Origin of the sequence: Streptomyces sp. NPDC052023 (genome assembly GCF_044548465.1) — a bacterium.
Classification (GTDB): Bacteria; Actinomycetota; Actinomycetes; order Streptomycetales; family Streptomycetaceae; genus Streptomyces.
In genome coordinates this window covers 268866-295864 of sequence record NZ_JBIUBW010000006.1, presented here as the reverse complement: position 1 = coordinate 295864, position 26999 = coordinate 268866, and the positions used below count along the sequence as shown (strand labels likewise).

Annotated in this window: 25 protein-coding genes and 2 pseudogenes; 9 read left to right on the top strand and 18 right to left on the bottom strand. The window is 70.5% G+C overall.

Annotated elements, in window-relative coordinates; genetic code table 11:
• From ACIHCM_RS16220 to ACIHCM_RS16180, 9 genes are read right to left on the bottom strand one after another with little or no spacing between them, the layout of a single operon-like run.
• Entirely contained in the window at positions 1 to 720 is a 720-nt protein-coding gene (locus tag ACIHCM_RS16220) for a hypothetical protein (RefSeq protein WP_399895361.1), read from the bottom strand.
• Positions 720 to 1823, bottom strand: a complete 1104-nt coding sequence (locus tag ACIHCM_RS16215; RefSeq protein WP_399895358.1) for a hypothetical protein — start codon at positions 1821 to 1823, stop codon at positions 720 to 722. Before ACIHCM_RS16215 ends, ACIHCM_RS16220 begins: the two co-directional genes overlap by 1 nt.
• Entirely contained in the window at positions 1820 to 2923 is a 1104-nt protein-coding gene (locus tag ACIHCM_RS16210; RefSeq protein WP_399895355.1) for a hypothetical protein, read from the bottom strand. The genes ACIHCM_RS16215 and ACIHCM_RS16210 overlap by 4 nt, the downstream gene beginning before the upstream one ends.
• A gap of 27 nt (positions 2924 to 2950) precedes the next feature.
• Positions 2951 to 4018, bottom strand: a complete 1068-nt coding sequence (locus ACIHCM_RS16205; protein ID WP_399895353.1) for a hypothetical protein — start codon at positions 4016 to 4018, stop codon at positions 2951 to 2953.
• Between the two features lie 19 nt (positions 4019 to 4037).
• A complete protein-coding gene (locus ACIHCM_RS16200) occupies positions 4038 to 5255 on the bottom strand; it encodes a hypothetical protein (protein ID WP_399895350.1) in 1218 nt (405 codons plus the stop codon).
• A 31-nt stretch (positions 5256 to 5286) separates the two neighbouring features.
• Complete coding sequence (locus ACIHCM_RS16195) at positions 5287 to 6207, bottom strand: phage distal tail protein (RefSeq protein ID WP_399895347.1); 921 nt, start codon at positions 6205 to 6207, stop codon at positions 5287 to 5289.
• Between the two features lie 16 nt (positions 6208 to 6223).
• Positions 6224 to 7483, bottom strand: a complete 1260-nt coding sequence (locus ACIHCM_RS16190; protein ID WP_399895344.1) for a tape-measure protein — start codon at positions 7481 to 7483, stop codon at positions 6224 to 6226.
• A complete protein-coding gene (locus ACIHCM_RS16185; protein ID WP_399895341.1) occupies positions 7480 to 8685 on the bottom strand; it encodes a phage tail protein in 1206 nt (401 codons plus the stop codon). Before ACIHCM_RS16185 ends, ACIHCM_RS16190 begins: the two co-directional genes overlap by 4 nt.
• A gap of 31 nt (positions 8686 to 8716) precedes the next feature.
• On the bottom strand, positions 8717 to 9367 hold the full coding sequence (locus ACIHCM_RS16180; protein WP_399895338.1) for a hypothetical protein: 651 nt from the start codon (positions 9365 to 9367) through the stop codon (positions 8717 to 8719).
• Positions 9368 to 9437: 70 nt separating this feature from the next.
• Here ACIHCM_RS16180 and ACIHCM_RS16175 point away from each other — a divergent pair, with 70 nt between their 5' ends.
• On the top strand, positions 9438 to 9818 hold the full coding sequence (locus tag ACIHCM_RS16175; RefSeq protein WP_399895335.1) for a DUF3592 domain-containing protein: 381 nt from the start codon (positions 9438 to 9440) through the stop codon (positions 9816 to 9818).
• A gap of 67 nt (positions 9819 to 9885) precedes the next feature.
• Here the strand turns inward: ACIHCM_RS16175 and ACIHCM_RS16170 are convergent, their stop codons facing one another.
• The 6 genes and pseudogenes from ACIHCM_RS16170 to ACIHCM_RS16145 all read right to left on the bottom strand — a co-directional run.
• The gene (locus tag ACIHCM_RS16170) at positions 9886 to 10095 is read right to left on the bottom strand and encodes a hypothetical protein (RefSeq protein WP_399895332.1); all 210 of its coding nucleotides are present in this window, start codon (positions 10093 to 10095) and stop codon (positions 9886 to 9888) included.
• Positions 10096 to 10970: 875 nt separating this feature from the next.
• A complete protein-coding gene (locus ACIHCM_RS16165; RefSeq protein ID WP_399895329.1) occupies positions 10971 to 11213 on the bottom strand; it encodes a hypothetical protein in 243 nt (80 codons plus the stop codon).
• Between the two features lie 215 nt (positions 11214 to 11428).
• Positions 11429 to 11719, bottom strand: coding sequence for a hypothetical protein (locus ACIHCM_RS16160; protein ID WP_399895326.1), 291 nt, complete (start codon positions 11717 to 11719; stop codon positions 11429 to 11431).
• A gap of 90 nt (positions 11720 to 11809) precedes the next feature.
• The gene (locus tag ACIHCM_RS16155) at positions 11810 to 12409 is read right to left on the bottom strand and encodes a phage tail protein (RefSeq protein ID WP_399895323.1); all 600 of its coding nucleotides are present in this window, start codon (positions 12407 to 12409) and stop codon (positions 11810 to 11812) included.
• 131 nt (positions 12410 to 12540) lie between these two features.
• Positions 12541 to 12957 (bottom strand): hypothetical protein, encoded by a 417-nt coding sequence (locus ACIHCM_RS16150; RefSeq protein ID WP_399895320.1) that lies wholly within the window; start codon positions 12955 to 12957, stop codon positions 12541 to 12543.
• A gap of 442 nt (positions 12958 to 13399) precedes the next feature.
• Positions 13400 to 13810 (bottom strand): annotated as a pseudogene (locus ACIHCM_RS16145) (helix-turn-helix domain-containing protein); the annotation flags it as partial.
• 238 nt (positions 13811 to 14048) lie between these two features.
• Between ACIHCM_RS16145 and ACIHCM_RS16140 the strand changes: the two are divergent.
• The gene (locus ACIHCM_RS16140) at positions 14049 to 14669 is read left to right on the top strand and encodes a hypothetical protein (RefSeq protein ID WP_399895577.1); all 621 of its coding nucleotides are present in this window, start codon (positions 14049 to 14051) and stop codon (positions 14667 to 14669) included.
• Positions 14666 to 14845: pseudogene (locus ACIHCM_RS16135) on the top strand (hypothetical protein); the annotation flags it as partial. The gene ACIHCM_RS16140 and the pseudogene ACIHCM_RS16135, both read left to right, overlap by 4 nt.
• A gap of 59 nt (positions 14846 to 14904) precedes the next feature.
• Here ACIHCM_RS16135 and ACIHCM_RS16130 read toward each other — a convergent pair.
• Entirely contained in the window at positions 14905 to 16203 is a 1299-nt protein-coding gene (locus tag ACIHCM_RS16130) for a hypothetical protein (RefSeq protein WP_399895317.1), read from the bottom strand.
• A 422-nt stretch (positions 16204 to 16625) separates the two neighbouring features.
• On the opposite strand from ACIHCM_RS16130, the gene rpsL reads away from it, so the two are divergent.
• The 5 genes from rpsL (at position 16626) to ACIHCM_RS16105 (ending at position 22468) form a co-directional block, all read left to right on the top strand.
• Complete coding sequence (gene rpsL / locus ACIHCM_RS16125) at positions 16626 to 16997, top strand: 30S ribosomal protein S12 (RefSeq protein WP_003948652.1); 372 nt, start codon at positions 16626 to 16628, stop codon at positions 16995 to 16997.
• Between the two features lie 2 nt (positions 16998 to 16999).
• Entirely contained in the window at positions 17000 to 17470 is a 471-nt protein-coding gene (gene rpsG, locus ACIHCM_RS16120; protein WP_009330725.1) for a 30S ribosomal protein S7, read from the top strand.
• Positions 17471 to 17509: 39 nt separating this feature from the next.
• Positions 17510 to 19636 (top strand): elongation factor G, encoded by a 2127-nt coding sequence (gene fusA, locus ACIHCM_RS16115; RefSeq protein ID WP_399895314.1) that lies wholly within the window; start codon positions 17510 to 17512, stop codon positions 19634 to 19636.
• 156 nt (positions 19637 to 19792) lie between these two features.
• Positions 19793 to 20986, top strand: coding sequence for an elongation factor Tu (tuf, locus tag ACIHCM_RS16110; protein ID WP_385387554.1), 1194 nt, complete (start codon positions 19793 to 19795; stop codon positions 20984 to 20986).
• 303 nt (positions 20987 to 21289) lie between these two features.
• Positions 21290 to 22468 carry an acyltransferase family protein gene (locus ACIHCM_RS16105; protein WP_399895311.1) on the top strand — a complete coding sequence of 393 codons (1179 nt, stop codon included), beginning with the start codon at positions 21290 to 21292 and terminating at the stop codon, positions 22466 to 22468.
• 450 nt (positions 22469 to 22918) lie between these two features.
• On the opposite strand, the gene ACIHCM_RS16100 is transcribed toward ACIHCM_RS16105, so the two are convergent.
• Entirely contained in the window at positions 22919 to 24316 is a 1398-nt protein-coding gene (locus ACIHCM_RS16100; protein WP_399895308.1) for an alpha-lytic protease prodomain-containing protein, read from the bottom strand.
• Between the two features lie 115 nt (positions 24317 to 24431).
• On the bottom strand, positions 24432 to 25379 hold the full coding sequence (locus ACIHCM_RS16095) for a LysR substrate-binding domain-containing protein (protein ID WP_399895305.1): 948 nt from the start codon (positions 25377 to 25379) through the stop codon (positions 24432 to 24434).
• A gap of 237 nt (positions 25380 to 25616) precedes the next feature.
• Between ACIHCM_RS16095 and gdhA the strand changes: the two genes are divergently transcribed.
• Positions 25617 to 26984 (top strand): NADP-specific glutamate dehydrogenase, encoded by a 1368-nt coding sequence (gdhA, locus tag ACIHCM_RS16090; protein ID WP_399895302.1) that lies wholly within the window; start codon positions 25617 to 25619, stop codon positions 26982 to 26984.
• The last annotated feature ends 15 nt before the right edge of the window (positions 26985 to 26999 follow it).

Genomic DNA, 26999 nt, shown 5'->3' with positions numbered 1-26999 from the left:
TCAGGTCTGGCGGCCGTACATGAGAACGGGGTTCGCGTAGACGGTGCCGGAGGCGCTGGTCACCATGGCCTGGAGCTCGAACCTGACCGTGGTGCCCTGGATCGCGGGGAAGTCGTTGCTGATCAGGGCGGTGTGGTCCCAGTCCGAACCGGCCGTGACGGTGCTGCCCCACTGGGCTCCACCCACCATGACCCGCACCTGTCCGGCGGCGCCGGAGCTGACGCGGGTGTTGAGCATCAGCCGCATCTTGGGCTGCCAGACCGGGTTGTGCGACACCGCGATCGTCGTCCACGACGTCGCCGTGGTCTGCGGCCAGCGGGCGGTCGCGGTGTCCTGCGGGGGCAGCATGACCAGCCAGGGCCGGGCCAGGCCGCCGGTGGCGATGTCGTCGGAGATGATCTCGCGGGCCTGGCTGTCGTAGATCCGCAGCGGCTGCTGCGACGTGCTGGTGCCGTCGCCGTTGTACAGGCTCATGGCCAGGGTGCCGGTCTGGCGGCGGATCGCGAGTCCGTACTCCTCGCCCTGCCAGGCGCCGACCGCGAACACCGCGGGCCCGCCGTCCGGGGGCCGTACGGCGAGGTATCCGCCGTCGGTGATCTCCACCCCGCCGCCGGAGACCTTGTTGAGCGCCGGCCGGGTGTTGACGGCGGTGGACAGTTGCTGGATGCGGCGTTCCATCGCGGTCAGCCGGTCGATGATGTCCTCGGGGAGCTGGGGCATCAGGAGGCCTCCTCCAGGTAGAGCTCGGCGGTGTCGGGGCGGCCGCGCTGTGCCGGGCTGACCTTGACGCCGATGATCCGGTAGCGGGCGTCCAGACCTTCGGTCCACCACTCGTCGGTGATGCGCAGGCGGACCGTGCGGCCGAGGAGCGCGGGCGGGACCAGGTCGTCGATGCGGATGCTGATCTCGGGGATGACCACCGCGCCGGTGGCCGCGGCGAGTTCGGCGGCGGCCAGCGAGTTCAGCGTGGCCCTGTCGGTGATCGAGTTGTGGTCCGAGGACAGGTCGATGCGCGGATAGCCGTCGGTGATCAGCCCGGTGGCCACCTGGACGTCGCTGCACTCCGGGCGGGACTCCGCCGCCTGGTTGTCGTTCGCCGACGCCCCGCGCGTCCGGGCGGTGGTGCCGCCACGGGTGGCGTCGCGGGGGAACGAGTACGACAGGATGCTGCCCGGACGGTCGAGCACCAGGTCGGTGGTGCCGGTGCGGATCCTCGGACTGCCCAGGCGCAGCTGCCGGATCCGGGCGCCGGTGGCCGGGTCGCGGTAGACCGAGATGTGGTGCTCGAAGCCGTTGTCCATGGCGGCGAGCGCGTCGATGGCCTCGGAGTAGAGGGTTTCGTCGCGGTCTCGGTAGGCCACGGTGCGGGTCTGCCCGGAGCTCTCGGCGCCCTCGCCGACGCGGATGTCGCCGCCGGGGAGCGTCTGCATGTCGCGCCACAGCCCCCGTACCACCTCCAGCTGGTCCTTGTTCGTGTAGGTCAGGTCGGCCCGGATCCGGCGCCGGCCCGCGTACGAGTCGAAGGTCGCCGCCTGGATGCCGAGGGTGAGCACACCGCGGTCGCTGCTCTGCAGGGTGCTGGTCCAGATGATGCCGCCCCACCACAGATCGCCGCCGCGCTCCAGGTAGACGGCGGTGCGGCCTTCCTCGATGCGGCGGGCCCGGGCCGCCATCGCGGCGTTGGGGACCGGGATCGTGCCGGACAGGGAGCCGGCCTTGCCGATGTAGTCGTCGACGGTGACGTCGCGCAGGGGCAGGATGTCGATGGTGCTGTCGGTGCGCAGATCGCAGAAGATCGCGCGGTACGGGGTGGTGATGGTCATGCGGTCGCCTCGTAGGTGGCGGTGGCCCGGATGGTGTGGCCGGAGGCCCAGGTCCAGGGGGTGAGGGTGTCCACGGAGCCGTAGTTGGCCATCGGGGTGGCGTTCGGCCGGCCCGCGCTGACCTGCATCTCGAACGTCGTGGTGGTCGGCAGGAACATCCGGGCGACGGAGCGGACCTCGTTGGCACCGGCGCCGAGGTCGGCGAAGCCTACGACGCCATGGGTGGCCGCCGCGGCGACCGGCAGGCTGAACCGCCAGTTGTCGCCCGTGGTGGGCGCGGAGCCGAAGTTGGTGGTGCTGCCGAACGCGATCGACAGGTTCAGGTGGACGGTAGTGCCGAACTTGACGTACCGGCAGTTCACGGTGGCGTTGCCGTACGACGGCGTCGCGGTGCCCGAGCCGGTGGTCCAGGCCGGGGTCCAGCTCTGCCAGGTCGGTGTGGGAGCCGGGTAGTCCTTCCAGGCGGTGCCGTTCCAGCGTTGCAGGGTGCCGTTGAAGTCGCGGTACTGGCCGGGATAGGCGCCGTTCGAGGTGTCGGTGGTGACCGGCAGGATGCCGCCCACGGCGACCGTGGCGGTGCGGCGGCCGGTGAGGGCGGAGTCCCAGTCGAGGCCGCCGGAGCCGGCGCCCGCCCCGGACGGGACGCGGACCTCGTACAGGGGCGTGGCCAGGGCGGGCGTGACGGGCACCACCGGGGTCGCGGCCGGGGTTCCCTGGATGATCTCCAACGCGGCCTCGGTGCGGCCGGAGCCGTCGTAGGCGTCGTCGTAGACCCGCAGGACGAGCAGGTCGATCCGGTCGTACTGCGCGTCGCCGTCGGCGAACGTGACGGTGACGGGGTCCGACAGCGCGATCGGGTAGGCCCCCTGGACGTCCGTCCCCTGGACGATCGCCCGGCCCGGGTACACGGTCGCCGTCATGGAGCCCGGCGACCCGGCGGCGGTGAAGCCGGAGATGCGCCACTGGCCGTCGCCGGACCCGGGCAGGATGCCGGAGCGGGTGGCGACGGGAGAGGTGGGGGTGAGCGCGCCGAGCGCGGTGAGGCGGGTGTCGGCGCGGGTCTGGCCGTCCGGGGACAGCCAGCCGAAGTGCAAAGGCATGACAACTCCTCTCAGGAGCGGGTGAGTTCAGGCGCTCGCTTCGACGCGCAGGAAGATGTTGTCGAACCAGCAGGTCACGGCGGCGTCGCTGGTGCGGTACATGGCGGTGAACGTGTAGCTGTCGCCCGCGGTGAGGCCGTACAGCCGGAACTGGGTCGCCACGGAGCCCGGGACCGCGCCCCCGTAGACCGCCGCGGACTCGTCGTTCGCGGTGAACACAACGGTGCCGCCCTGGGTGACCTGGGGGGCCATGAACGCCGTGGCGGTGGCGCTGTCCACGGTCTGCATGCGGGCACCGAAGCTCATCAGCACCGCCCCGCTGGGCGGAGCGGTGAAGCTGAGGGACAGGGCCGTGACCGCCGAGTCCGTCAGGGCCGCCGTGTACGTGGTCGAGGTGGTCGAGCCGGAGTCGACCGACCCGGTGAAGGCCGGCGGTGCCGCCGCCGTCCGCCAGGCCGCGCCGTTCCAGCGCTGGAGGATGCCGTTCACGTCGCGGTACTGGCCGGGGTACGCGCCGGACGTCACGTCGCCGGCGAGCGCCGGGAGGATGCCGCCGACCGCGACGGTGACGGAACGCAGGTCGGTCAGAGCGGTGCCCCACGGGATGCCGCCGGTGCCGGCCGAGGTGGTGGCGGCGACCGCCACCTGGAACAGCGGCAGGGACACCGCCGGCGCGGCCGGCGGGGCCGGGCTCGCGGCGGGGGTGCCCTGGACGATCTCGACGACGGCCCCGGTGCGGCCGGAGCCGTCGTAGACGTGGTCGTGGACGCGCAGGACGACCAGGTCGATCCGGCCGTACTGGGGGTCGCCGTCCGCGAAGGTCAGCGGTATCCCCTCGGTGACGGCGACCGGGTAGGCGCCGCGGGAATCGGCGGCCTGGACGACGGCGCGGCCGGAGCTGACCGTCGCTGTCATGGTGCCGTCGACCCCGGCCAGCCAGAGTCCGGAGACGCGGTGCCGGCCGTCGTAGGAGCCGGGCAGGATGCCCGAGCGGGTGGCGACGGGGGAGGTGGGGGTGAGGGTGCCGAGCGGAGCGACGCGGGTGTCCTCAAGGCTCTGACCGTCGGCGGAGAGCCACACGGAGCGTGCGTTCATGGGGGATCCTTCCGGGCTGTCAGGAGGCGGACTCGTAGGTGCCGTGCAGGGACAGCACGTCGCCGGCCGCCCAGGCGAAGGGATGCCCCTTGTCCCAGATGTCGTTGGTGAGGGCCAGGCCGTCGCGCAGGGAGGTGGCCGTGCCGCCGCTCGCGGTCGACAGCAGCGCGCTGCCCTGGTAGCTGAGCGCGGCGGAGGCGTCGAAGGCGATCGCGGTCAGCACGCGCCCGTCGAGCTTCCAGCTCGTGGACACCGGCGGTACCGGCAGCGAGAACGACCAGTTGCCGTTGGCCGCCAGTGCCGACAGGTTGGTCGTGGTGCCGATCCTGAGGTAGATCCGGACGTGCACGACGGTGCCCGTCTTGCTGTACGAGCCCACCAGCTGGCCGTTGCCGACGCTCGGCGCCGTGCCGGTGTCGGTGCGCCAGACGGGCGTGTAGTCGGTCCAGGTGGGGACCTGCTGGTACGACACCCAGGCCGAGCCGTTCCAGCGCTGCAGCACGCCGGCGGAACTGTCCCGGTACTGCCCCGTGTAGCTGGCAGTCGTCACCGTGCCCGCCGGGGCGATGCCGCCCAGCGCGCTCGGGTAGGAGACCCATGCGGAGCCGTCCCAGCGCTGCAGGGAGCCGCCGGAGTCCCGGTACTGGCCCGGATAGGCACCGTTGCCGGTGTCGCCGTACGCCGGGAGGATGCCGCCGATCGCGACGACGGACGTGCGCAGGTCCTCGACGTCGTCGTTCCAGTTGATGCCGCCGGTACCGGCGCTGGTGCCGGCCCGCACGGTGACCCGGTAGACCGGCAGCGCGATGTCCGGGAGCGCCGGGTCGGCGGGGGTGACCGCGGGCGTTCCCCGGATGATCTCGACGGCGGCCTTGGTGAAGCCGGAGTCGTCGTACAGGTCGTCGTAGATACGCAGGACGACGAGGTCGACGCGGCTGTTCGACGCGTCGCCGTCGGCGAAGGTGAGTCCGAGCGTCTCGGGGAGGGTGACCGGGTAGGCGCCCTGGTTGCTGTCGGCCTGGATGACCGCCCGGCCCTCGTGGAGGATCGCCTGCATGGTGCCGCCCGCACCCTCCAGCCAGAAGCCGGAGACACGGTACTGGCCGTCGTAGGAGCCGGGCAGGATGCCGGAGCGGACCTCCAGGGGGTTGCTGGGGGTGGTGGCTCCCAGCTGGGTGAGGCGGGTGTCCTCGCGGGTCTGACCGGTCTCGGTCACCCAGGAGCTGCGCAGGTTCACGGATGTTCTCCTCTTTCTGGCGGGGGCGTGGTCACCACTCGGCGTCGCGCCAGCGGACGGTCATCCGGGCGCCGGCCTCGTACGTGTCCGGGCGGAACGCCAGCTGCGCGCGGCCCGGTTCGAAGGCGAACAGTTCCTCGGGGCTGGAGTCGGCGGCCGCGGTGTGGCGGCGGGAGGCCGTGCCGTTGAGGGTGACCGTGCCGGCCGCGGTGTCGACGACCAGCTCGTCACCGGCGGCGAGGGTGATGCCGTAGCGCAGCCTGCGGCCGGTCGTGCGGTCGGTGACGGTGGGGCCCGCGCACGGGCCGGTGAAGGTGAGCACCGGGTGGGTGGGCGCCGAGCCGTCGTTGGTGGTGGTCACGTCACCGGTGGAGGCCGCCTCGCCCCAGTACAGCGGCCAGGTCAGCGGCCAGGTCAGGCCGCTCTCCGGCTGCGGGGCACCGGTGACAGCCGTGTGCTCGGTGACCGAGTAGCGGCGCGGGTCGGTGGCGTACCACTGCACGGACGCCCGGGACACGCCCTGAGTGGCGTACGTCCGGTCCGCGGCCAGCACCCGCTGGCTGATCCGGGCCCGGACGGCCAGCGTCTCGCCGTGCAGCCGGACCGCCAGCCAGCGCTCCTCGTCGCCCAGCAGCAGGGCCTGGCGGAGGATCCGGGTCGCGGTCAGGGAGGCCTCGGCGCTGTTGCCCGAGGGAAGGGTGTGCACGGTGCCGCCGATCTTGCGCGGCTTGGCGTAGCGGGCGCCCGGCCAGGCGCCGTGCGCCGTCGGGTGGTCGGCGTCCCCGGTGTCGTACTCCGGCAGGTCCTCCCATCCCGTCAGGCCGCCACGGTCGATCTCGTACGGCGTGCCGGGTCCCAGCAGCAGTCCGGCCCACTGCATCTGCCCGTCGCGGGTGATGAGTGAGCCGGGGGGTACGTCGTCGGTGTACGCGGTGGTGGACAGTTCGGCCATGGGGCCGTCACCTCACTTACGGGGATGGGGTGCCTGTGTGTGCCGACGCGAGGAAGAGCAGGTCCTCGGCAGTGCTCCTCGCGCCCGATGTCTCGTGGAACTCCCGGATGCGGTGCGGGTGCCGGACGCGCTGCCGGGCGGCGAGGGTCCGCTGCCGGTCCAGAGCGGTGAGCGGGAGCACCTTGCCGGCGCGGCGGGCGACACCGGGGACGGCGACGCCGCCCTCCGCCAGCATCGGGATCCTGTCCAGGTCGACGCCGAACTTCTTGCCGAGGATCGAGAAGCTGAGGCTGTTCAGTCCGTCGACGACCCAGTTGGCGAAGGCGATCAGGCCGTTGATCGGGCCCTTGATCACACCGGCGACGGTCTGGGCGCCGGTGGTGACGAACCGTCCGATGGCGCCGAGAGTCCTCGCGGTCGCCTCCTTGACGCGGGTGAACATCCGGGGGATGTCCTGGCTGATCCAGCGCACGGCGGGCCGGACCGCGTCCTTGAACCCGCGCCACACCGCGGACACCCGGCCGCTCAGCGCCCGGGTGTCGCCGGTGGTGAGCGCCTTCAGCACGGCGAAACCGGTGCCGACGACCGCGCCGATACCGCTGATCACGCCCCTGACGAGAGCGAGAAGGCCCTGGAAGTACGTCGACACCACCGAGCCCACGGCCTTCATCACCGGCCCGATGACCGCCAGGTAGCCCTCGACGTACTTCAGTACGAGGCCGGCGAGCTGCCGCATGAGGCGCTGACCGGTCTCGGAGCTGAGCGCGAGGTCGATCAGCCAGCCGGCGACCGGCAGGAGCAGGCCGAGGACGAAGCCGAGCGGATTGGCGCGGGTCACGACGTTGATGGCGGTCATCACGCCGGCGCCGATGGTCATCGCGGTGCCGAAGGCGCCGAGCAGGGCGCCGGCGACACCGGCGGCCGAGACGAGTCCGCCGATCAGGGTGAGCAGCCCGCCCCCCTTCAGCTTGGCGAGGGCGCGGGAGGCCGCTCGCGCCCTGGTGCCGACGGACTTCACGCCGGTGGTGGCCGTGCCCTGGCGCAGCTTTCCCAGGGAGCGGGCGGTGGCCTCGGCGCCCGACTTGAACTGCCGCAGAGCCGTGCCGCCCTGTGAGGTGGCGGCACGGATGCGGTCGGTGGCACCGGCGGCGCCCTTGACGCGGGCGGTCAGGGTGCCGAGGGCACCCGCGCCCTGGTCGAGGCGGGTGCGGAAGGTACGGAAGGCGGGGACGACTCCGGCGAGCGGGTTGAGGGGTGGTGCCGCTGCCGCACTCATCCGCGCCACCCGCGTGCCTTCGCCAGGTACATCAGGGCGTCGGCGGTGCGCTGCGGGCTGCTGGACTCGGTGGCGTAGTAGTTCTCGATGTGCAGCGCGCCGCCGGCGAGGGCGGGAGCCGGTCCGTACGCCGATCCGCGCGCCGCCGCGCTGCGCAGCAGCCGGTCCAGCTTGCTGAGCGGCAGTACGGCCTCCGCCTCACCGGCCTCGGCGAGGATCGCGGGGACACCGCCGGAGCGGGGCATCACGACACCGCCCGCCGCCAGGGCGGGGATGCGGGGGAGGTTGACGCCGAAGGTCTTGCCGCCGACGCCGGGGACCCAGCCGGGGATGGACACCTTGATGCCGTTGAGGGCGCCGATGGCACGGTTGATGATGCCGATGACCGCGTTGATCGGGCCCCTCACCGCGCTCTTGATGCCGTCGAAGGCGCGGCCGGCGATGCCTTTGAGGCCGCCCCAGATGCTGGACAGCTTGTCCTTCACGGCACGGAAGGCGTTCGGGATCGCGGACTTGACCCAGTTGACGACGGGGGAGATGACGGCCTTGATGCCCCGCCACACACTGCTGACGACGCTCTTGATGGCGTTCAGCGCGGTGGTGATGATCTTCTTCCAGAGGTTGAAGTAGGTCCGGATGACGGTGGCTACGGCCTTCACCACGGACGAGATCGCGCTCTTGATGCCGTTCCAGACGGACTTGATCAGCTTGGCCGCGTTCTTCATGATCGGCCCGATCGCCTTCATGACCTTGCTGATCACGGACTTGATGGCGTCGAAGGCCGTCTTCAGCACTTTCTGCATGGTCTTCGACCTGGTGGCCATGTCGACGACCTTCTGGATCAGCGGCGCCAGCAGGTCCATGAGCATGCCGAGGAAGTTGCCCTTCATCGACTTGTTCATCTTGTCCTGGCCCTTGGCGGCCTTCTCGGCCCCCTGCTGATACTTGCCGAGATTCCGGCCGGCCGTGGATCCGGTCCTGCCGGTTCTACCGATTGACTTTTCGGCCTGGTCGGAGGCTGTTTTGAGGTCCTTGAGTTCCTTCTCGGAACCCTGTGCGGCAGCTTTCAGTGACTTGAGCCGGCTGGCTCCGGCCTGGCTCGCTGCTTCCACTGCCTTTGCGGCGGAAGCGGCCGAGGACGCCTTGTTCTTGAAATCTTGCAGAGAGCCCGAGGCTCTCCTGAGGGAATCTGCAAGGGACATTCATTACCTCCGGACGATCGCCTGTGCGCTGTCAGCCACTGCCACTGCCACCGGCACCGGCTCCCGCACCCCCACCGGTGCCGCCCACGGCGGCCGCCGCGGCTGCCGCCCGACGCTGCAGTTCCTGGAGGCCGGTGGCACTGCTCTGGATCTGCTGCATGGCGGCCTGGGACTGCTGCTGGAGTGTGGTGATCTGGGCCTGAGTGCTGTTGAAGAGCGTCTGGGCCTGCTGTGCCTCGCGCTGCAGCCGGGTGGCGCGCTGGGCGTCGGTTTCGTCGACGGGCGGAGCCGGCCTCTGATCGCGCGGGATGCGTGCCCAACGTTCGACCACGCCGCGCTCCCCGCCGATCTGCCTGTATTCGAGGTGGAACCTCCTCATCAAGGCCTCTTCATTGAACCTGATGAGGGAGGGGATTTCGAACTTGATGACGTCCATAGCCAGCTTGAGGCCGATGACCTCAACGACCATGGTTTTCCATTCCTGAGTGAAGTGGGTTATGTCGAACCCCAGGAATGTCTTCTTCTCCTCCTTGTCGGCCTTCTTGTCAAGCTCTGATTTATCGGCCTTCTTGGCGAGTGCGGTCGCCTCGGCCTTCTTGTCGACCGCATCATGAAGAGCCTTGATCTGGCCCTTCAGTTCGCTCACTTGGTCTTTGAGCGGGGTCTTTTCATCATTCGACATTCCGGTCCTCCGCCTGGATATACTGCGCCGTGTCAACAGGGGGAAATAAAACGAGGGGGAATCGGCGGATATGAGCGCATTGATGGGGATCGGGCTGCTCCTGCTGCCGTTCGGCCTGCGCATCGCCTACGTGGACTGGAGCATGAAGAGGAACGCCGTGCGTGTGACGGCGACGTGTGTCGACCACATCTACGAGGGGTACGCCGCCAATCCGAGGAGGCTGGTCTGCGCGTACGTGGCGCCCGATGGCCGTGAAATGCGCTGGGTCGTTCCCGCGGCCCCCGACTTCCCTGCCGTGGGGGCCCCTGTTTCTGTCGCCTACGACAGGCGGAACGAGGGAGCTGCCGTGCGGCGGGTCGAGCGGAACTGGTGGATCTCGCTGGGGGTGGGCTGGACCCTGCTGGCCGTCACCCTGGTCACCGTGGGGGCGCTGGGCGAGTTCGCGTTCTGAGGCAACCTGCGGGGCGGGGGCCGGAGGCGGGGCTCCGATCCCCCACGCGCTCGCGGGCCTCCCGGTCTCAGGAGTGGCGCGGGCGGGAGACCTTGCGGGCCTCCGTCAAGGCGTCTGTCCAGCCGGCCGCGTAGGCGTGGGACTCGCGGGTGAGGAGCTCTTCGTACAGCCGGTCCAGCAGGGCCTCGCGGTTGGGGGCGGGGGAGTGCAGGAGGTGGGCGAGGCGGGCGTAGGAGTCGGTCGGCTGCTGTCGGGAGTCACTCGTGCGAGTCGCCATGTCGGCCTGCTTTCGGGTCCATCGGGCTGGTGGTACAGGTGGCGCCTACGGGGGTGTTCGGTTCCTGTGTTCGAACTAGTGTACGAAGTGTACGAGCAATCCTCTGGACACCGATGGCGTTTGTCGAGAGGTTTCGGTCGTGTGCCGGCTCCGGACCTGCGGCGACAAGTGGGCGCTTGTGGAGGGCGGGTGAAGGTGTCCCGAGGTCGCTCGACCAAGATCCGGCTTCGTTCTGCCGTCGTGACGCAAAAGTGAACAGGCGGGCGCCCGAAAGTGACCAAGGGCCTGCCGAGGACGGTGGACGGCTACGGCAGCCGTCCTCGCGCTGGGGGGCGCGGAAGGGCAGGGGGCGAGAGCAAGGCCAACGGGGATGACGCGGACGCCTGCTGACGCACGGCATCAACGTGGAGGAGCGGGGAGAGCGCGAACGTACCTTGGCCGAAAGTGGCCGGTCGTGTCGAGGGTGTGGAACGGGTCGAAGGTGCGGAACCGGTGGAGGGCCGAGCCGAGGGCTCCGGCAAGGACCTCACGGATGACATCCTCGTCTTCGCCCGCGATGTCCGGACCGCCGGCAGCCGGCCACGGTCACGCCCGGCCGGCGCAGGGTGGTACGGCGCAACGGGCGGCCCAGCGTGCCTCCCCTCTCCAGGCCCGGCGAATCGAACAGTGGAACGCGGGAGCGCGTGCGGACCGAAGGGCCGGAGCCGTCGGCGCCTCGGGGGCCGGACCGGCCCCGGCCGTCCGAGAAGGCCCGTGCTCTCGCCGACGAACTCGAAGGCAGGGCCCGTGGCGACTTCACAGGGCAAGGACGAGAAGCCGGAGCGGCAACCGGGCTCGCGTCGAGCCGAGCCCGGCGGAGCCCGGCAGGCCCCGGCTCACCCGAAGAAGTGGGCGAGCTGGGCCGGTGAGGGCGGTGCCGAGCTTCCTTCCCGAGCTTCGCCGGTATCACGGTCCGCCCCGGGATCGCGACCCGCGGCGGTGGCGCGCCCCGGCTCGGTCTCCGCGTCGGCGTGCGCTTCCCCCGGCCGGGGCACCGGCGTCGGAGGCTCCGGCTGCTCGCCCTCCTCCGCCGAGTTGACGCAGGCGAACATCCAGTTGGCGGCGGCGAGATGGTCCACGGCCGCGGCGAGGAGGTGGTCGGTGACCGACCACTCCGCGGCCTCACCGTGCAGCTCGCGGTTGAGCGCGCTGTCACGCGGCAGGTGCTTGATGAGCGCCGCGAGCCGCCGTGAGCTCAGGCGTTCGCGGTGCCAGTCGAGCAGGTCGGTGCCGTAGTAGCGGAGCAGGTCCGCTTCGAGTGCCTCGGCGTGTTCGTCGACGAACCCGACGAGGCTCAGCCTTCCCCCAGGCCGAGCCCGGTCTCCTTGCCGTAGGCCTCCAGGATGGCGGCGATGTCCTGCATGGTCACCTCGTGCTGTTCGAAGCGGGCGAACTGCTGCTCGCCCATGAGCAGCCGGAGCAGCCCGTCCACGTCGTTGTCGTCGAGCTCACGCAGGGCGCGGGCGGTGGCGCGGGTCAGCTCGGTGGGCAGGGTGAAGGCCTCGTCGTCCAGGTCGAAGGACCAGGCGCGGCCGAGGGCTTCGAGGCGCTGGGCGCGGGCGGCGTTGACGTCGAAACGGGTCATGTGGGCGTACTCCTCTGTGACGGGAAACATTGGGGAAAGCGATGGAGCGGTACGGGGCGGGGCGGCGGACTGCCGCCCCGCCCCTGAGGGTCAGCTCGCCGCGTAGGAGCTGTCCTTCATGACGAAGGTCGCCAGCGGGGAGCCGTCCGGCGTGGCCATGGCCGTGAAGGTGATGCCGAGCTGGGCCGGCGCCTTGCGGGCCAGCTTGATGTCGTCGGCCGCGGTGACCTGGCCGCGCGGGATGCCGAAGCGGTACGTCACGGCGGAGCCCCCGGCCTGGACGTCGGTGAACTCCAGACCCAGGGCACGGACGTTGGCGTATGGACGGTCCGCGATGTCGTACTTGTAGACGTCGCCGGACTGGCCGACCTGGCTCACCGAGCCGCCGCCCATGAAGAACGGCAGGGTCTCCTCGTTGAACTGGAGCAGCGAGAACTTCAGGGTCAGGTCCCGGTCGGAGTAGACGAAGTGCACCGGGCTCACGGCCTGCCAGACGTCGACCGGCTCCAGCTTGTCCTTCTTGCTGAAGGTGACGCCCTCGCCGGAGGTGTACCCCAGGTCCGTCCAGCCGGTCCAGTCGGTGGCCGGGTTGGCCTCGGTGAACGCGGTCGGCACGTCCGTGTCGGCGTTGGCGACGTAGAGCCGGCCGACGCCGGCGATGCGGATCTCGGAGGTGTTGGTGCCTGCCATGATGCGTGCTCCTTGTGGTGAGGGTGGTGAAGTGCCGTGCGCGTGGGCGCTGTTCGCCCCGGCACGACGAAGGCCCCGCCGGGTGACGGGGCCTTCGGTCTGTGGGTCGGTGCGGTGTGACGTGGCCGCGGTCAGTGGACGGTGACCGCGACCTTGAGGACGCAGACGTAACGGTTGGCCCCCGCGTACAGGTAGTCGGGGAGCCAGCGCGGTCCGTCCTGCTCGACGACGTCGGTGATGAGGTTCGTGCCGTACGTCCGGCCGGCCGCGGCGAGCAGCGCGCGCCGGCCGGCGTTGGCCAGCGTGTGCGCGCCCGCCTTGTCGGGGCCGTACACCTCCAGCTCGATCAGCGGCTCGTCGACGTGCAGATCACCGACCCAGGCGCCGCCGCGCCGGTTGACGAGTACGGCGGCTGCCGTGCCGTCGAAGCCGGCGGGGGGTTCGACCGCGACGAGCGCGGTGGACAGGGCGGGGTCGGCCTCCAGGATGTCGACGACGAGCCTCTCGACTTCGAGAAAGGCGTTCGGGGGAGGTACGGGTGTGGTCATGCCGGTTCACCTCGGGGCGGCGGGGCGCGCGGGGCGCCGGGATGCGGACGTCGGGTGCATACGTCGGCGGAACCGCCACCCGCCCTGCGGGCACAGCTCCGCCGCTGCACCAACTGTGACAGATATCGTGCGCGCACGCAACTAATGAGGTGGGGAGGGCTGAAGTTTCCTGTGGGAAGGCGAAGTTTCCCATGGGGGAGATGCCCTCAGGGGACGTGGCAACGCCGGGCACCCATGCAGAAGAGGCGCCCCGCGATCGCGTCGGCGCCCTGGTGTCGGTCGGAGAGTCGTCCGGTCAGCCGGAGATGAGCGTCGGCTCCTCGACGGCGGCGTTCTCCGCGGACGGGGTCCGGCGCCGCCGCTCACCACCGCGTCCGGCCCCCGGCTCGCCACCGCGTCCGGTGCCCGACCGACCGGCCGCGTCCGGCGTCCGGTCGTCCCCCTCGGCCGGCAGGAACTGCTCCACGACCCGCACGAACATCTCCCGCCGGTCCGCGGGCACCCCCAGCAGTTCGGCGACCTCCTCCAGGGTGGGGCGGCGTGCGGATCCGGGGGTGAGCGGCTCGGAGTCCAGGTGGGCGTGCGGGTCCGCCAGCTCCTCCGCGGTGAGCCGGCCGGAGCGGATGAGCATGTCGCGGACGGGCACGCCGAGCACGCGGGCGAGGCGGCGGGTGGTCTCCAGGTCGGGCATGCTCTGCCGTTGCAGCAGCCGGGTCACGGCGGCGCGGTGCACGCCCGCCTCGTCCGCGATGCGCGACTTGCCGCCACCACGCGGGCTGTCGATGTCGTAACCGCGGCTGCGCATCAGGTCCTCGACCCATGCTGCGAACGCATCCAGTTCGGGGGTGGTCATGTCTGCTCTCGCTCTCTCCGGGGTGCCGGAGAGTTTAGCGTGCTTGCGCACGCGGAATTACGTGCTTTCGTGCAAGCAATGAGGGGGTTTGGTGAGGGAGCGGGTGGAGGCGGTTCGTTGATCGAACTTGATTGCGGGCGCGCACGCAATCTGTCAGAGTGTGAGCCCCGTTCGTGAAACGACCTTGGAGGCTCCCTTGCCCGACCGGCCGACCGCACAAGCGGCCCTGTGGATCGGCATGCTGGCCCAGCAGTTCCCCGAACTGTCCGAGGAGCTCGCTCCCGGCCGGGCCTCGGCGGCACCCGCCCCGGCGCCACCACCCGCCGGCCTCGCCGCCCGACTGCGGGCCGAGCGCGAGGAGGCGCTGCTGCTGGAGCAACGCCACGGCCTCACCGCCCCCGGCCACAGCGCCGCCCCCCTGCGCCTGTACGTCTCCGACGCCATCCGCGACATCACGGACGGCGTGCTCGAACTGGAGGAGGCGGTACGCGACCGGCTCGGCCTGCCGCGGGCACGGCGCGCCCCGGTGCTCGAACGGCTGCGGCGCATCGCCGCCCTGCTCGACGACGTCGCCGGCGACGCCGTCCTCGCCGCGCACGTCCGTGACGAGACCCGCCGTATGGCACGCCGCTGCGCCCGCGCGCTGGGCGACACCGAGACGGTCGTGCGGATCGCCGGCCGCTGCCCCTGGTGCGACTCCGTCTCGCTGCGCGCCTTCCCCGACCGCCGTGCCGTGCTGTGCGTCAACCCGGCCTGCCGCTGCGCCGACCCCGACTGCGGCTGCCGCGACGACCCCGCCTACCGGCACACCTGGGACGAGCAGGAGTGGTCGGGCGCGCACGAGGGGGCGGCCCGTTGAGCGCGCCGCAACGGCCCACCCTGATCCCCGGCCCGCTCGCCGCCCAGGAGGTGGGCGTCGCCCCCGCGACCATCCGCAAGTGGGTCCAGCTCGGGCACCTCAGCCCGGCGGGCAAGGCCGGGCGTGCTCAGCTGTTCCGCCTGGAGGACGTCTTCGCGGCGGAACGCGCGGCACGCGGCGCGACAGAGGAGGGCCGGGCCCGGCGTACGACGCGACGGGCGTCGCCGGAGGGCGGCTACGGAATCCCGAGCTCGAACAGCACGTAGTGCGCGTACCACCCCGACGCCGGGGCCGCGGTGGCGAAGAACACCGTCAGCGCCGGCCACCCGAGCCTGCTCATCGCGGCGGCCGGGGCGAGCAGGAGGGGGAAGCAGGGGAGCAGATAGCGCGGGGTGTTGCCGAAGATCTGCTGGGTGCCGAGGACGCTGATGATGCTGGCGAGCGTGTACGCGACCAGCACCAGCGGCGGCCGCTTGCGCAGCATCAGCACGATCAGGAACGGCAGCGCCAGCACCAGCTGGACGGCCAGGAGGTCGGGCACGGAGAAGGCGAAGACGTAGTCGTGCTTCCCGATCAGCGTGTTGCCCAGCACGTCGAGGGTGTACGCGCCGTAGTCGAAGAAGTGCAGCCACCCCTCGCGCTGGAGCGTGAAGTACGCCGTCAGCTCGCCCATGCTGAGGCCGACCCAGACGATGTAGGTGAGCAGTCCGAGCGGCGCGGCGATCATGGCGTACACCGGCCCCGCCACCCCGTGCCTCCGGCGGCCCTCCCGGCGGGCCAGCGTCACCAGTGCCGCGAGACCGACGGCGCCGATCAGCGCGGCGGACGTGGGCCGGTTGAGGCCGGCCACGAAGGCGAGCAGCCCGGCGGCCACCCAGCGGCCCTTCATCACGCTGTAGCAGCACCAGGCGGCGATCGCCACGAAGACGGACTCCGAGTACACCGCCCACTCGACGCCCGAGCCGGGCGCCACGGCCCACAGCCCGGCGGCGATCGTGCCCGCGCGGGCACCCGCGAGCAGCGAGATCACCGCGTAGATGCCGGCGGCCGCGACGAAGGAGGCGATGACCGAGACCAGGATCCCGGATCCGTACAGACCGAGCCCGGTGACCTCGGAGGTGCCCCGGATCAGGCCGGGGTAGAGGGGGAAGAAGGCGACGGAGTTCTGCTCGACCGTGAACATCCCGCCGGGATCGAGCCGTCGCAGCGGTCCGGGGTCGTACCCCTTCTCGGCGACCTGGAGGTACCACCAGCCGTCCCAGGTGGCGAGTACGTCCCACCAGTGCGCGCCGCCGCCGAAGCGGGGGTTCTTCCCGCGGTACTCGCCGGAGGCCATCAGCAGGATCGCGAAGACGACGGTGCCGACGAGCTTGGTGGCGCCGTAGAGGAGCAGCGGGGCGCCGTAGGGGCGGAGTCCGTCCGGGACCGCGATCCGCCGGGGCATCCGGGGCATCCGGGACGTCCTGGGCCGCTCGGCGTCCTCGTCGCCGGTCACGGCGGAATCCGCCGCCTCGGAACTGGCAGCCGTGCTCATGACTGTGGTCCCCCTCCGGCCCGATCACCGGGCCCCGGGCGGGGCGTCACAGTCCGGGTGATCGCGAAACATCTGCCATAAGATCCCCCACAGCCTCGCACAGGTGTACAAGCCCGCCGGGGACGGGTTCGGCCGGGCTCGGCCGAACAGGAGATTTGGCGTGGTCATTGCCGCCCGGCGGGTGCCGGGCATTTGTTTTGACCGCAGCGTATGCGGTAGGTACGCTCAGACCTTGTGCCTGGGGTGTGCCCTGGCTCTGGTGCGTGCCTTCAACCGCACGGGGAGTCCGAGAGCGGCCACCGTGATCCGCGCTTCTTTCTGCCTCGGCGGTGGGAGTCCGCCGGATTCGACACACCCGACCGCGTGGGTCGGCGACGTTCCAGGTTAGCTGTACCCATCGGCACACAGAAACCGGAGAAGTAGTGCCTACGATCCAGCAGCTGGTCCGTAAGGGCCGGCAGGACAAGGTCGAGAAGAACAAGACGCCCGCACTCGAGGGTTCCCCTCAGCGCCGGGGCGTCTGCACGCGTGTGTTCACGACCACCCCGAAGAAGCCGAACTCGGCCCTGCGTAAGGTCGCGCGTGTGCGCCTGACCAGCGGGATCGAGGTCACCGCTTACATTCCGGGTGAGGGACACAACCTGCAGGAGCACTCCATCGTGCTCGTGCGCGGCGGCCGTGTGAAGGACCTGCCGGGTGTTCGCTACAAGATCATCCGTGGCTCGCTCGACACCCAGGGTGTCAAGAACCGCAAGCAGGCCCGCAGCCGCTACGGCGCCAAGAAGGAGAAGTAAGAATGCCTCGTAAGGGCCCCGCCCCGAAGCGCCCGGTCATCATCGACCCGGTTTACGGCTCCCCTCTGGTGACCTCCCTGATCAACAAGGTGCTGCTGAACGGCAAGCGCTCCACCGCCGAGCGCATCGTGTACGGCGCCATGGAGGGCCTGCGCGACAAGACCGGTAACGACCCGGTCATCACGCTCAAGCGCGCTCTTGAGAACATCAAGCCGACCCTCGAGGTCAAGTCCCGCCGTGTCGGTGGCGCCACCTACCAGGTCCCGGTCGAGGTCAAGCCCGGCCGTGCCAACACCCTGGCGCTGCGCTGGCTGGTCGGTTACTCCCGCGCCCGTCGCGAGAAGACCATGACCGAGCGTCTGCTCAACGAGCTTCTCGATGCCTCGAACGGCCTCGGTGCGGCCGTGAAGAAGCGCGAGGACACCCACAAGATGGCCGAGTCCAACAAGGCCTTCGCGCACTACCGCTGGTAGTCGCAGACCCCATCGAGACCGAGAGAAGACTGAAGCCTTATGGCTACCACTTCACTTGACCTGGCCAAGGTCCGCAACATCGGGATCATGGCCCATATCGACGCGGGCAAGACGACCACCACCGAGCGGATCCTCTTCTACACCGGCGTCAGCTACAAGATCGGTGAGGTCCACGACGGCGCTGCCACCATGGACTGGATGGAGCAGGAGCAGGAGCGTGGCATCACGATCACCTCTGCTGCCACCACCTGCCACTGGCCGCTCGAGGACAACGACTACACGATCAACATCATCGACACCCCGGGGCACGTCGACTTCACCGTCGAGGTGGAGCGTTCGCTGCGTGTCCTCGACGGTGCCGTGACGGTGTTCGACGGTGTCGCCGGTGTCGAGCCGCAGTCCGAGACGGTGTGGCGTCAGGCCGACCGTTACGGCGTGCCGCGGATCTGCTTCGTCAACAAGCTGGACCGTACCGGCGCCGAGTTCCACCGCTGCGTGGACATGATCTCGGACCGCCTGGGCGCCCAGCCGCTCGTCATGCAGCTTCCGATCGGTGCCGAGGCCGACTTCAAGGGCGTCGTGGACCTGGTCCGCATGAAGGCGCTCGTGTGGTCCGCCGAGGCGGCGAAGGGCGAGATGTACGACGTCGTCGACATCCCGGCCACGCACACCGAGGCCGCCGAGGAGTGGCGCGGCAAGCTGGTCGAGGCCGTCGCGGAGAACGACGAAGAGGTCATGGAGCTGTACCTGGAGGGTGAGGAGCCCACCGAGGAGCAGCTGTACGCCGCGATCCGTCGTATCACCATCGCGTCCGGCAAGTCCGACGGCACCACGGTCACCCCGGTGTTCTGTGGCACCGCGTTCAAGAACAAGGGCGTCCAGCCCCTGCTCGACGCGGTCGTGCGCTACCTGCCGACCCCGCTCGACGTCGAGGCCATTGAGGGCCAGGACGTCAAGGACCCCGAGGTCGTCGTCAAGCGCAAGCCCTCGGACGACGAGCCGCTGTCCGCGCTCGCGTTCAAGATCATGAGCGACCCGCACCTCGGCAAGCTCACCTTCGTCCGGATCTACTCCGGTCGCCTGGAGTCCGGCACCGCTGTGCTGAACTCGGTCAAGGGCAAGAAGGAGCGCATCGGCAAGATCTACCGCATGCACGCGAACAAGCGTGAGGAGATCGACTCGGTGGGCGCCGGCGACATCGTCGCCGTCATGGGCCTCAAGCAGACCACCACCGGTGAGACGCTGAGCGACGACAAGAACCCGGTCATCCTGGAGTCCATGGACTTCCCGGCGCCGGTCATCCAGGTCGCCATCGAGCCCAAGTCCAAGGGTGACCAGGAGAAGCTGGGTGTCGCCATCCAGCGTCTCGCGGAGGAGGACCCCTCCTTCCAGGTTCACTCGGACGAGGAGACCGGCCAGACCATCATCGGCGGTATGGGCGAGCTGCACCTCGAGGTGCTCGTCGACCGTATGCGCCGTGAGTTCAAGGTCGAGGCCAACGTCGGCAAGCCGCAGGTCGCCTACCGCGAGACGATCCGCAAGGCCGTCGAGCGCGTGGACTACACCCACAAGAAGCAGACCGGTGGTACCGGTCAGTTCGCCAAGGTGCAGATCGCGATCGAGCCCATCGAGGGCGGCGACGCCTCGTACGAGTTCGTGAACAAGGTGACCGGTGGTCGCATCCCGAAGGAGTACATCCCTTCGGTCGACGCCGGTGCGCAGGAGGCCATGCAGTTCGGCATCCTCGCCGGCTACGAGATGACGGGCGTCCGCGTCACGCTTCTCGACGGTGCCTACCACGAGGTCGACTCCTCCGAACTCGCGTTCAAGATCGCCGGTTCGCAGGCCTTCAAGGAGGCCGCGCGCAAGGCCAGCCCCGTGCTCCTCGAGCCGATGATGGCCGTCGAGGTCACCACGCCCGAGGACTACATGGGCGAGGTCATCGGTGACATCAACTCCCGCCGTGGCCAGATCCAGGCCATGGAGGAGCGGGCCGGTGCCCGCGTCGTCAAGGGCCTCGTGCCCCTTTCGGAGATGTTCGGCTACGTCGGGGACCTCCGCAGCAAGACGTCGGGTCGCGCAAGCTACTCGATGCAGTTCGACTCCTACGCCGAGGTTCCGCGGAACGTCGCCGAGGAGATCATCGCGAAGGCCAAGGGCGAGTAACGCACCGCGTTCATACGCCGTAGGCTTGACTCCGGAGCCTCTCGGGGCATTCACCCGCAATCCTGGATGAATGCCCCGGGGCCCGGGACTTAACAGCAAAGATCACCTGGCGCCGATGAAGTAAGGCGTACAGAACCACTCCACAGGAGGACCCCAGTGGCGAAGGCGAAGTTCGAGCGGACTAAGCCGCACGTCAACATCGGCACCATCGGTCACATCGACCACGGTAAGACGACCCTCACGGCCGCCATTACCAAGGTGCTGCACGACGCGTACCCGGACCTGAACGAGGCCACCCCGTTCGACAACATCGACAAGGCGCCGGAAGAGCGTCAGCGCGGTATCACCATCTCCATCGCGCACGTCGAGTACCAGACCGAGGCGCGTCACTACGCCCACGTCGACTGCCCGGGTCACGCGGACTACATCAAGAACATGATCACCGGTGCCGCGCAGATGGACGGCGCGATCCTGGTGGTCGCCGCCACCGACGGCCCGATGCCGCAGACCAAGGAGCACGTGCTCCTGGCCCGCCAGGTCGGCGTGCCGTACATCGTGGTCGCCCTCAACAAGGCCGACATGGTGGACGACGAGGAGATCCTGGAGCTCGTCGAGCTCGAGGTCCGTGAGCTGCTCTCCGAGTACGAGTTCCCGGGCGACGACCTGCCGGTCGTCAAGGTCTCCGCGCTCAAGGCCCTCGAGGGCGAGCAGGAGTGGGTCGACTCCGTCCTCAACCTGATGAAGGCTGTCGACGAGTCCGTCCCGCAGCCCGAGCGTGACGTCGACAAGCCGTTCCTGATGCCGATCGAGGACGTCTTCACGATCACCGGTCGCGGTACGGTCGTCACCGGCCGTATCGAGCGTGGTGTCCTCAAGGTCAACGAGACCGTCGACATCATCGGCATCAAGACCGAGAAGACCACCACCACGGTCACCGGTATCGAGATGTTCCGCAAGCTGCTCGACGAGGGCCAGGCCGGTGAGAACGTCGGTCTGCTGCTCCGCGGCATCAAGCGCGAGGACGTCGAGCGCGGCCAGTGCATCATCAAGCCGGGCTCTGTCACCCCGCACACCGAGTTCGAGGCCCAGGCCTACATCCTGTCGAAGGACGAGGGTGGCCGTCACACCCCCTTCTTCAACAACTACCGCCCGCAGTTCTACTTCCGTACGACTGACGTGACCGGTGTCGTGCACCTCCCCGAGGGCACCGAGATGGTCATGCCGGGCGACAACACCGAGATGCGCGTCGAGCTGATCCAGCCCGTCGCCATGGAGGAGGGCCTGAAGTTCGCCATCCGTGAGGGTGGCCGGACCGTGGGCGCCGGCCAGGTCACCAAGATCGTCAAGTAAGTACCGCTTGCTTGAAGGCCGCCTGACCTGACAAGGCCTGAAGGGGCCCGTACGACTTCGGTCGTACGGGCCCCTTTGCCGTGCCCGGCCGCGCTCGAACGATTCGGAAGGGTGTCCTGAGCCTGAGTGAAACCTGGTCGAACACTGTGCGGCGAATTGGCGAGAGTTACCTCAACTTCCCTGTGTGCACGGGGGGATTGTTCTTTTCTGTCCCCGTGGGGCGGAAAGTGCCGACGTAGCGTGAACCGTCGTTCAGTGGCCGTCGGGCCCCGAGTCTCTCCCGAGGATGGCTAGGACTTCCCTATGCAGGGTGCGCGCAGCGGATTGTCGATACCCATGCCGGTGGCGGTGGCCGACCGCCCCACACCGCCGGTGGGCGCACCGAAGGTGGACACCTCGGCGCGCGCCCCCCGGCCCCGTCCCCGGCTGTACGTCGTCGACGGCATCCGGCTCGTCGCCGCCCTGATGGTGGTCCTGCACCACTTCGCCGGCACCCGCAGGGCCGACGAGGCGGGCAACATCATCTGGGACCGCCCGGTCTCGGAGCTCATGCCGACCGTGTTCCGCGTCGCCTCCTTCGGCTGGATCGGCGTCGAGATCTTCTTCGTGATCAGCGGCTTCGTGATCTGCATGTCGTGCTGGGGCCGCACACCGAAGGACTTCTTCGTCTCGCGGGTGATCCGTCTCTACCCCGCCTACTGGTTCGCCGTCTTTTTCACGACGGCCGTGCTGGTGCTGCTGCCGGGCGTGCAGGAGCGGCTGCGGCTGCGGGAGGTCCTGTTCAACCTGACGATGCTGCAGTCCGGCTCCAAGGTCCCGAACGTCGACCCCGTGTACTGGACGCTCTGGTCGGAGCTCCGCTTCTACCTGCTGTTCCTCGTCGTCGTCGCCATGGGCCTGACGTACCGCCGGGTCGTCGTCTTCTGCTGCGTCTGGGGCGCGGCGGCGATGCTGGCCCCGATCTCCAAGTTCCCGCTGCTGACACTGGTGGCGGACCCCAGCGCCGCCTGGTACTTCATCGCGGGTCTCGCCCTCTACCTGATGCACCGCTTCGGCCAGGACCTGCTGCTGTGGGGCATTCTCGCGATGTCCTGGCTGATGGGGCAGCTGGAGCTGGGGGAGCGGGTCGAGTACGAGCAGGTCAGCAGCTGGCGCGGCGCGGTCGTCATCTTCACCCTCTTCATGCTGCTGATGGTGGGCATCGCGCTCGGCTGGACCGACCGCATCCGCTGGAAGTGGCTGGTGACGGCGGGCTGTCTGACGTATCCGCTCTACCTCACGCACTACCTCGCCGGCATCGTCGTCATCCACCACCTCCGCGGCACGATGGACCCCCGTCTGCTGGTCGCCGCCCTGGTCGCCGGATTCCTGGTGCTGAGCTGGCTCGTGCACCGCTTCGTGGAACGGCCGGCGGCGCGTGCGCTGAAGAAGGGGCTGGAGTCGTCGTTCGTGCGGTTGCGGAGTTTTCAGCGGGCGGCGTGAGCCACTGCGCGGTCGTGGGGGTGCCGGAGGCGGAGGCGAGGTAGGCCGGGCGGTGCCGGGGGCCTGACGGGGCGTACTGACGCGTGCCGTGCCGCGTCCGATCTCTCCCAGGCGCGAGCAGGACCAGCCGGCGACCCCTCCGGGATGGCGTACGGGTCCCGCCCGGCACGAGGCCGACGGGCGGGCCCGCCGAAGACGCACGCTGGGCGCGGCGGCCGGGGTAGTGCTCGCCGTGGGGCTCGCCGTCGTCGCGCTGCGGCCCTCGCTGGTGGCGGACCTCCTGCCCGGTGACGGCGGCCGACCGCGTCTCCCGCACCATCGTCCGCCCGGGTCTCACCCCCCTGGGGGAGACGGCCGGCGGAGAGGGGTGCGCGGTGGTCACCCGGAGCTAGCCGGCGCTGTACGGGCGGGTCCGGGGTCGGCGCCCGGACCCGCCAGCCGGTCAGCGGGTCACACCCGCTGCCAGAGCGCCGGTACGTTGGGCGGCTCCCAGCCCGGCTGGGCCTGGTGGCCCTGGAGGCAGCGGTAGGTCGCTCCGCTGTGCGTCACCGTGTCGCCCGGCTGGTAGACCGTGCCGGCCGTCCAGGTGCCGCCCGGGTCGCCGGGGTCGCCGGGGTCTCCCGGGTCCGTCGTGGTGGTGAGGGTGAGGCCGTAGTTCTGGAGCAGCGGGTTGATCGGCTGGAAGAACGTCGTACCGCCGCTGGCGCAGTTGCCCGAGCCGCCCGATGTGACGCCCTGGGCCTGGCTGCCGGAGAGGTACGAGCCGCCGGAGTCGCCGGGTTCGGCGCAGACCGAGGTGCGGGTGACGCCGGTGATGGTGCCCTCCGGGTAGGTGACGCTGGTGTTGTGCTGCTGGATCGTGCCGCAGTGCCATCCGGTGGTGGAGCCGGAGCGGCACACGGACGCGCCGACGGGCGCCTGCGTCGATCCGGTGACCTGGACGTTCTGGCCGCCCGCGCCCCTCACGTAGGGCGTCGCCGTCCACTGCGAGTCGGTGGCGACCCATGCCATGTCCCGGCCGGGGAAGATCGAGCCCTGGAAGGTGCCCTGCGCCACCCGGTTGTGGCCGGTGGTGCTCGCGCCGGTCCGGCCGCAGTGGCCGGCGGTGGCGAAGCCCTGCTGGCTGCCCCTGGTGACGGAGAAGCCGATCGAGCAGCGCCCGCTGTTGTTGATGGAGTACGCCTCGCCGCCGCGCAGGTCGTACAGTGCCCGGGGCTTCTCGGCGATCCTCTCGACCCGGGCGAGGGAGCCGTCCACGCCTGCCGCGCGCAGGAAGGCCCGGCCGGCGGCGGGGCGTACGGCCTGGACGACGACGTTGTTGGCGCGGACGTCGACGTACCACACGGGCGCGTCGGCCGTGCCCTGCCGCTCGGCCGCCCGGTCCAGCCGGGCCTTCGCGGCGTCCAGGTCGGTGAGGGAATGGCGGACGACCGCGGCCTTCGCGCCCAGCGCCTCGATCAGGCGTACGTCGGCGGCGTCCGTGGTCGCCACGGTGAGCGTGCCGGAGTCCGCGCCGCGCACCCAGGCGCCCGCGAAGTCGCCGCCGAGTGCTGCCCGCAGGCGGCCCGCGGCGGCCCCGGCCTCCGCCTCGTTGGCCAGACGCCGCTCCGCCTGCCGCCTGTCCAGGCCGAGGTCGCGCGCCATGGCGCGGAGCAGGGCAGGGGGTGCGGCGTCGGTGCGCAGTGTCTCGGCGGCCGAGGGGGCCGGGGCGGCCGGAGGGGCTGAGGGGGCGGGCGGTACGGCGGCGGCGCCCGCGCTCGCGGAGCCGCTGAGCCCGGCCACGAGCAGGGCGGCCGTCGCCGCCACGGCGGCACCCGCGGCCCTGGCCCGGGTGTGTCGCTGGAGCATGGGGGATCTCCTCGGTCTCGGTCTCGCTCGGTGGGGAGGTGCCGAAACCGTAGGGAGGGACAACGGGCGCCCATAAGACGTCGGTTGACCCTCTCCCCGGCGTTATGGAACAGCCTCAGGGCACGCGACGCGCGGCCAGCCACTCGGTGTAGCTGTCGCTGCGTGCCGCCACGCTCGCGTGCGCCATGCGCGCCTGCGCGAGCACGGTGGCGGCGGCGTCCGCGTCCTGCGTCACCGCATGCCAGCCCAGCAGATGCCGCCAGGCCAGCGGCGTACCGCGCAGGGGACGGGTGACGATCCCCGGCGTGCTCGGGAACGTGGCCCGGCACAACCCCACCGCCCGCCCCACCTGCACCAGATGCACCACCGACGAGGTGTCCGTCTCGTACATCCGGCGTGGTGTGAACCCCGCTCGTGCGCAGGAGGCGGTGAAGCAGTCCCCGAAACACCCGTCGCCGGGCACGCACGCCCACTGCTCGTCGGAGAGTTCGCTCAGCCCGACCTCGTGCGCGGCGGCGAGGGCGTGCGCCTCGGGCACCATGACGAACACCGGATCGACGGCGACCTCGCACCAGACCAGCCCCTCGGCGCCGGGCGGCGCCGCCGACCCGCAGGTCCCGGCGAGCGCGAAGTCGAGCCGCCCCTCGGCGAGCAGATCGGCCAGCTGCCGCTCGGACCACGAGGCGCAGGTCGTCACGCGGGCCTCGGGCATGACGTCGGCCAGCCGGTCCACCAGGGCGCCGAGCAGCGGCCCGTGGGTGCCGCCCAGCCGGAAAGCGGCCGACTCGCGCGCGGAGCGGGCGAACCGCGCCGCCTCCTGCTGGAGTTCGGTCACCGCCGGCAGCACGACACGGGTGCGTTCGAGCACCAGCTCCCCGAGCGGCGTTGCCCGCACCCCGTGCCGGCCTCGCTCGAACAACGCACCTCCCAGGGCCCGCTCGATGCGCTTGAGCTGTGCGCTCAGCGCGGGTTGTGCGAGCCCGAGCGCCGTCGCCGCCCTGGTGAGGCTTCCGGCGTCGGCAATGGCACGAACCGTCTTCAGATGCCGCAGCTCCAGCTCCATGAGCCGAGCTTGCGGCGGGGAGGGGGTGGGGGCAAGGGGTTGGTACAGACCAGTTGGGTGGTCCCCTGATGCCGGATCGGGTGGCCGCGGCCGGCTCCGGCCGTCTTTCCTGAACGCACGCGGCGGGTAGGCCGTACCAGCGATCGTGCCGGATCGACCCGCGTGCCGTGCCGGCGGGCGCGCTCGATCAGCGATCGTTCCGGAATCAGTGATCGTGCCGGACAGGAGAGGGAGCCCGTGGCGAAGCGACGCGACGAGACCAGGACGGCGGACGTGCTGCACCGCCTCCGCACGGAGATCGAGGACCGCAACCCCGCGCAGCCGGAGTTCCTCCAGGCCGTCGCCGAAGTGCTGGACACGCTGGCACCGGTGCTCGCGGCCCGGCCGGAGTACGCGGAGCCGGGACTCGTCGAGCGGCTGTGCGAGCCGGAGCGGCAGATCATCTTCCGGGTGCCGTGGCAGGACGACCGGGGCCGGGTGCACGTCAACCGGGGCTTCCGCGTCGAGTTCAACAGCGCCCTGGGTCCGTACAAGGGCGGCCTGCGCTTCCACCCCTCGGTGAACCTCGGCATCGTCAAGTTCCTCGGCTTCGAGCAGGTCTTCAAGAACGCGCTGACCGGTCTCGGCATCGGCGGCGGCAAAGGCGGCAGCGACTTCGACCCGAGGGGGCGCAGCGACGCGGAGGTCATGCGCTTCTGCCAGTCCTTCATGACGGAACTGCACCGCCACATCGGCGAGCAGACGGACGTACCGGCGGGTGACATCGGCGTCGGGGGCCGGGAGATCGGCTACCTCTTCGGCCAGTACCGCCGGATCACCAACCGCTGGGAGGCCGGAGTGCTCACCGGCAAGGGTCCGGGCTGGGGCGGCTCGCTGATCCGCCCGGAGGCGACGGGCTACGGCAACGTCCTGTTCACGGCGGCGATGCTGCGGGAACGCGGCGAGGACCTGGAGGGCCGGACGGCGGTCGTGTCGGGCTCCGGGAACGTCGCGATCCACACCATCGAGAAGCTGACGGCCCTCGGCGCGAACCCCCTCACGTGCTCGGACTCCTCCGGCTACGTGGTCGACGAGAAGGGCGTCGACCTGGAGTTGCTGCGGCAGGTCAAGGAGGTGGAGCGCGGCCGCGTCGGCACGTACGCGCAACGGCGGGGTGCCTCCGCGCGGTTCGTGCCGGACGGCCGGGTCTGGGAGGTCCCGGCCGATGTCGCCCTGCCGTCCGCGACCCAGAACGAACTCGACGAGAACGACGCCGCGACCCTGATCCGCAACGGCGTGAGGGCGGTCTCGGAGGGCGCGAACATGCCGGCGACGCCGGGGGCCGTCCAGCTTTTCCAGCAGGCCGGGGTCGCGTTCGGCCCGGCCAAGGCGGCGAACGCCGGCGGCGTGGCGGTCAGCGCCCTGGAGATGGCCCAGAACGCGTCCCGTACGTCCTGGCCGGCGGGGCGCGTCGAGGAGGAGCTCGCCCGCGTCATGACCGGCATCCACACCACCTGCCGCGAGACCGCCGCCCGCTACGGCAGCCCCGGCGACTACGTCACGGGCGCGAACATCGCCGGCTTCGAGCGGGTGGCGGAGGCGATGGTGGCGCAGGGAGTCGTCTGAGGCGACGCGGGCGAG